This is a genomic window from Curtobacterium sp. B8 (assembly GCF_000333315.1).
Taxonomy (GTDB): Bacteria; Actinomycetota; Actinomycetes; order Actinomycetales; family Microbacteriaceae; genus Curtobacterium; species Curtobacterium luteum.
In genome coordinates this window covers 1-5,806 of the sequence record NZ_BACW01000518.1, presented here as the reverse complement: position 1 = coordinate 5,806, position 5,806 = coordinate 1, and the positions used below count along the sequence as shown (strand labels likewise).

Annotated in this window: 6 protein-coding genes; all 6 read left to right on the top strand. The window is 71.5% G+C overall.

The genetic code is table 11. The features are described 5' to 3' along the window. A partial coding sequence (locus tag I59_RS13465; protein WP_376764454.1) for a DUF3046 domain-containing protein occupies window positions 1-221 on the top strand: 221 nt, incomplete at its 5' end. 258 nt (window positions 222-479) lie between these two features. After that, a complete protein-coding gene (gene recA / locus I59_RS13460) occupies window positions 480-1,547 on the top strand; it encodes a recombinase RecA (RefSeq protein WP_022904314.1) in 1,068 nt (355 codons plus the stop codon). 125 nt (window positions 1,548-1,672) lie between these two features. Continuing rightward, window positions 1,673-2,542: a regulatory protein RecX gene (locus tag I59_RS21005; RefSeq protein ID WP_148286231.1), complete on the top strand. Its 870-nt coding sequence runs from the start codon at window positions 1,673-1,675 to the stop codon at window positions 2,540-2,542. Window positions 2,543-2,614: 72 nt separating this feature from the next. Next, a complete protein-coding gene (gene miaB / locus I59_RS13450) occupies window positions 2,615-4,111 on the top strand; it encodes a tRNA (N6-isopentenyl adenosine(37)-C2)-methylthiotransferase MiaB (RefSeq protein ID WP_022904312.1) in 1,497 nt (498 codons plus the stop codon). Window positions 4,112-4,280: 169 nt separating this feature from the next. Beyond that, the gene (gene miaA / locus I59_RS13445; RefSeq protein ID WP_031273814.1) at window positions 4,281-5,222 is read left to right on the top strand and encodes a tRNA (adenosine(37)-N6)-dimethylallyltransferase MiaA; all 942 of its coding nucleotides are present in this window, start codon (window positions 4,281-4,283) and stop codon (window positions 5,220-5,222) included. Continuing rightward, window positions 5,219-5,806 (top strand): diaminopimelate epimerase (locus I59_RS13440; RefSeq protein WP_022904310.1); only part of this gene is annotated, 588 nt, incomplete at its 3' end. The genes miaA and I59_RS13440, both read left to right, overlap by 4 nt.

Genomic DNA, 5,806 nt, shown 5'->3' with positions numbered 1-5,806 from the left:
GTGTGAGTGAGTTCTGGCGAGCGGTCGACCAGGTGTTCGGCGAGGCCTACGGCGCGGTCGTCACCCAGGACGTCGTCCTCGAGGCGATCGGTGGCCGCTCCGCTGCCGACGCACTCCGCGCCGGCGTCGACGCGCGGACGGTCTGGGAGGCCCTGTGCGACTCGCAGGACGTCCCGCTGGAGCGCCGCCACGGCAAGGGCCTCGCCGAACCGAAAGACTGATCCGCGCGTCCGAAACTCTGTTCGGCGTGTCGCTCGAACACGTGTTCTACCGGTGGTAGCTTCCTGCACAACGGACTCGTCCGGGTGTTCCTTCCACAGGCGGTGTGGACGTCGGCAGTGATGTCGGTGGCCAGCCGTAGGTTGAACGACATCGGGACAGGCCCGACGCCTTGTCGCAGAAGCACCGGCCTTGCAGCACCGGCCGGGGTGGCGCGACAGCCTACAGGCAGCCGACATCCAGCACGAAGGAAGCGCACCATGCCCTCACCCCAGGACCGCGAGAAGGCCCTCGAGACCGCTCTCGCCCAGATCGATCGTCAGTTCGGCAAGGGCACGGTCATGCGCCTCGGCTCGGACGAGCGTGCACCCGTCTCCATCATCCCCACCGGCTCGGTCGCGCTCGACGTCGCGCTCGGCATCGGCGGGCTCCCGCGCGGTCGCATCATCGAGATCTACGGGCCGGAGTCCTCCGGTAAGACGACCCTGACGCTCCACGCGATCGCCAACGCCCAGCGCAACGGCGGCATCGCCGCGTTCATCGATGCCGAGCACGCCCTCGACCCCGAGTACGCGAAGAAGCTCGGCGTGGACATCGACGCCCTCCTCGTCTCGCAGCCCGACACCGGTGAGCAGGCGCTCGAGATCGCCGACATGCTCGTCCGCTCCGGGTCCATCGACCTCATCGTCGTCGACTCGGTCGCCGCGCTCGTGCCCCGTGCCGAGATCGAGGGCGAGATGGGCGACTCCCACGTCGGTCTGCAGGCGCGCCTCATGTCGCAGGCGCTCCGCAAGCTCGCCGGTGGGCTCAACCAGACGCAGACGACGATGATCTTCATCAACCAGCTGCGCGAGAAGATCGGTGTGTTCTTCGGCAGCCCGGAGACCACCGCGGGCGGCAAGGCGCTCAAGTTCTACGCGTCGGTCCGCCTCGACATCCGCCGCATCGAGACGCTCAAGAGCGGTACGGACGCGGTGGGCAACCGCACTCGTGTGAAGGTCGTCAAGAACAAGATGGCCCCGCCCTTCAAGCAGGCCGAGTTCGACATCCTGTACGGCGTGGGCATCTCGCGCGAGGGCTCGCTGCTCGACTTCGGTGTCGATCACGGCATCGTCAAGAAGTCCGGCGCCTGGTACACGTACGACGGCGACCAGCTGGGGCAGGGCAAGGAGAACTCGCGGTCGTTCCTCATCCAGAACCCGGAGATCGCAGCCGAGATCGAAGGCAAGATCCTGACGAAGCTGGGCGTCGGCGCCGCGAAGGACGCCGCGGCCGAGGCCCCGGTCGACTCGATCGCGCCGAAGCTCGCCGAGCGCAAGGGCGCGTGACCTCCTCCGACAGGGGCACGTCCCGCGGTGACGACGACCTCGCACCGGTCACCGACCTGTTCGGTGCGAGGTCGCGTCGCGGATCGAGCGGGCCCGGTCGTTCGGCCGGTCGCTCGGTCCCGCCCGTGACGAACTCCGATGGCACGCCCGAGCCCGACACGGACGCTGTGACCGCCGACGCTGTGACCGCCGAGGCTGCGACCGCCGAGGCTGTCGCAGCCGAGGCTGCTGCTGCCGAAGCCCGGTTCGCGCCCACGACCGAGACGTCGAACGGTCTGGACGCCGACGCGCCGGTACCCCTCCGGGGTGCGCGCGCCCAGGCTGAGTGGCTGTCGCCGGTGGTCGGTGACGCCTCCGGTCGGAGCGTCCGCGCGGAACGGGCCGGTTACGACCACGGCGCCGAGGCCGACGCCCCGAGCGCGTCGGTGTTCTCGATCCTCGGCGGCGAGGAGCTCGACCCCGAGGACGCACCTCGACCCCTGGACGAGCAACGCGCGGACGCCGAGCGATTCAGCATGCGGGCGCTCGGCCGACGTGGGGTCAGCACATCCGAGATGCGGCAGACACTCGCGAAGCACGACCTCGACGCGGACGTGGTCGAGGGGGAGATCGAACGACTGACCCGGGCGGGGCTCCTCGACGACGTGGCACTCGCGACGGACCTCGTCGACCGCCTCCACGAACGCAAGGGTCTCGGCCGGCAGGGTGTCGTCGCGGAACTCCGTCGCCGGGGCATCGACCACGTCGCGATCGACGCGGCACTCGAGGCAGCGGCGGACGACTCCGACGACGAGTTCGTGCGGGCCCTCGAGCTCGCGGCCAAGCGTGCGGGACAGCTGCGTGGCCTTGATCGGGCGACTGCGGAGCGCCGGCTCTCCGGGTTCCTGATGCGCAAGGGTTACGGTTCAGGCGTGGTGCGCATCGCGGTCGAGCGCGCGCTCGACGGCACGGCACGCCGGCCTGGTCCGGGCGGCGGCAGCGTCCGGTTCGAGTAGCGCCGAGGGTCGGCACGGCGAGCGTCGGGGCGACCTCGTGGACGCCGTGCGGCGACCTACACTGGAGGGATCATGGCCACCGTCGAAGCGCGCCCCCGCACCTACGAAGTCCGCACCTACGGGTGCCAGATGAACGTGCACGATTCGGAGCGGCTCAGCGGGTCGTTGCGCGCCGCGGGGTACGTCGCGGCCGACGGCGAGCAGGCGGACGTGGTCGTCATCAACACCTGCGCCGTGCGCGAGAACGCGGACAACCGGCTGTACGGCAACCTCGGACACCTCGCAGGCATCAAGCGTGAGCACCCGGGGATGCAGATCGCGGTCGGCGGCTGCCTGGCGCAGAAGGACAAGAACGTCATCCTCGAGAAGGCGCCGTGGGTCGACGTCGTCTTCGGCACGCACAACATGGGTTCCCTCCCGACCCTGCTCGAGCGTGCGCGCCACAACGACGAGGCACAGATCGAGATCCTCGAGTCACTCGACGTCTTCCCGTCGACGCTGCCGACCAAACGCGACTCCACCTACAGCGGATGGGTCTCGATCTCCGTCGGCTGCAACAACACCTGCACCTTCTGCATCGTGCCGTCCCTCCGCGGCAAGGAGAAGGACCGTCGCCCCGGCGACGTCCTGGCGGAGATCCAGGCACTCGTCGACGACGGAGCGATCGAGGTCACGCTCCTCGGGCAGAACGTCAACTCCTACGGCGTGGAGTTCGGCGACCGGCAGGCGTTCGGCAAGCTCCTGCGAGCGGCCGGGGCGATCGAGGGCCTGGAGCGCATCCGCTTCACCAGCCCGCACCCGGCGGCGTTCACCGACGACGTGATCGACGCGATGGCGGAGACGCCGAACGTCATGCCGCAGCTCCACATGCCGCTGCAGTCCGGTTCGGACCGCATCCTCAAGGCCATGCGCCGGAGCTACCGGAGCGAGCGGTTCCTCGGCATCCTCGACCGCGTGCGCGCGAAGATCCCGCACGCGGCGATCTCCACCGACATCATCGTCGGGTTCCCGGGGGAGACCGACGCCGACTTCGAGGACACGCTGCGCGTCGTCGAGGCCTCGCGGTTCGCCTCGGCGTTCACGTTCCAGTACTCGATCCGTCCGGGTACGCCGGCGGCAACCATGCCGGACCAGCTCCCCAAGGCGGTCGTGCAGGAGCGGTACGAGCGGCTCACCGCCCTCCAGGAGCGCATCACGGCTGAGGAGAACGCCGCGCAGGTCGGTCGGAGCGTCGAGGTCCTCGTCGCGACCGGTGAGGGCAAGAAGGACGACGAGACGCACCGCCTGTCCGGCCGCGCCGAGGACTCCCGGCTCGTGCACTTCTCCGTCCCCGCGGGCTCCGACGTGCCACGGCCAGGTGACGTCGTCACGGTCGAGGTCACCCGCGCGGCGCCGCACTTCCTCATCGCGGACAACGACGGCCCGCTCCGCATCCGCCGGACCCGCGCGGGCGACGCGTGGGACCGGGCGCAGGCGGAGAGCTGCGGCGTCCCGGCGCCGACGGCCGCGGGCACGGACGGGCCGCGACCGGTGTCGCTCGGTCTCCCGACCCTCCGTGTCGACCGCTGACCGCGACGCGCCCGCTGCCCCGACGGCGGGTGCAGCCCCGACGGCGGCCGCTGACCCGACGGCGGGTGCTGCCCCGACGGCGGCCGCTGACCCGACGGCGGGTGCAGCCCCGTCGGCGGGCGCTGCCCCGACGGCGGCCGCTGACCTTGACGCGGTCTCTGCCCCCACCGTGGGCACCGGGCCGACCGGACCCGCCGACCTGGTCGCCGTGGTCGGCGCCACCGGCACGGGCAAGTCCGACCTCGCCGTCGCGATCGCCGACCGCGTCCGCGCCGCCGGCCGGCCGGCGGAGGTCGTCAACGCCGACGCCATGCAGCTCTACCGAGGCATGGACATCGGAACCGCCAAACTGTCGCTGGCCGAGCGCCACGGCGTGCCGCACCGGCTGCTGGACGTGCTCGACGTGACGGACGAGGCCAGCGTCGCCGCGTACCAGCGTGATGCCCGGCGCGCGATCGAGCGCATCCACGCCGAGGGCGGCGTCGCGGTCCTGGCCGGCGGGAGCGGTCTGTACGTGTCGGCCGTCCTCTTCGACCTCGAGTTCCCGGGGACCGATCCCGAGCTGCGTGCCCGGCTGGAGCGCGAGCACGACGAGCTCGGTCCGGGGACCCTCCTCGAGCGGCTCCGGGGGCTGGACCCGCACGCGGCGGCGACCATCGACGCCCGGAACCCGCGCCGACTGATCCGGGCACTCGAGATCGCGAGCCGGTCCGAGGTGGTGACCCCGAGCCTCCCGTCCGCGCCCCGCGCCTGGCGGCCCGCGCGCATCCTGCACCTGCGTCGCGAACGGCCACGCCTGGTCGACGCGCTGCAGGCGCGAGCGCAGCGCATGTTCGACGGCGGGCTGGTCGACGAGGTGGAGCACCTCCGGGCCCTCGGGCTCGAACAGGGCAAGACCGCGTCGCGGGCGATCGGCTACTCGCAGGCGCTCGAGGTGCTGCGGGGAGCCGCGACCGTCGCGGAGGCGGTCGACGCGACGAGCCTCGCGACCCGGAAGTACGCACGGCGCCAGGTCGCGTGGTTCAAGCGGTACGCGACCGCGGAGGACCTCGACGTCACTGGGGCCGACCACACAGCCCTGTCGGCGCTGGCCCGTAGGATCGTCGCGTGACCGAGCTGCACTTCACGAAGGGCCAGGGGACCGGCAACGACTTCGTCCTGTTCGCCGACCCCGACGCCACCGTCGACCTCACCCCCGAGCGCATCCGCGCCATCGCGGACCGCCGGTTCGGTGTGGGCGGGGACGGCGTCATCCGCGCGGTGCGCTCCGAGTCCCTGGCAGAGGGTCGTGCGCTCGTCGCGGAGGACCCCGCAGCGGTGTGGTTCATGGACTACCACAACGCCGACGGCTCGGTCGCCGAGATGTGCGGCAACGGTGTCCGGGTGTTCGCGCGCTACCTCACGGAGTCCGGCCTGGTCGACCTCGCACCGGGGGAGACGCTGACGGTCGGCAGTCGCAAGGGCCTCGTGGACATCCAGCGGACGACGAACGGCTTCCAGGCCGACCTGGGGCGGTGGCGCCTCGGGATCGAAGGCAGCGGGGCTGACGACGTGCTCGTCCGCGCGAAGAACCTCGACGGCGCGCGGCCCGGTGTCGGGATCGACGTCGGCAACCCGCACGTCGTGGTCGCCGTCGCGACGGAGGACGAGCTCGCCGACCTCGAACTCACTACGTGGCGGTGCTCGACCCGCCCC

What these genes read in the sequence shown, in the direction of transcription:
- recA (WP_022904314.1), top strand. Translation starts at nt 480, where the DNA reads ATGCCCTCACCCCAGGACCGCGAGAAGGCCCTCGAGACCGCTCTCGCC.
- miaB (WP_022904312.1), top strand. Translation starts at nt 2,615, where the DNA reads ATGGCCACCGTCGAAGCGCGCCCCCGCACCTACGAAGTCCGCACCTAC.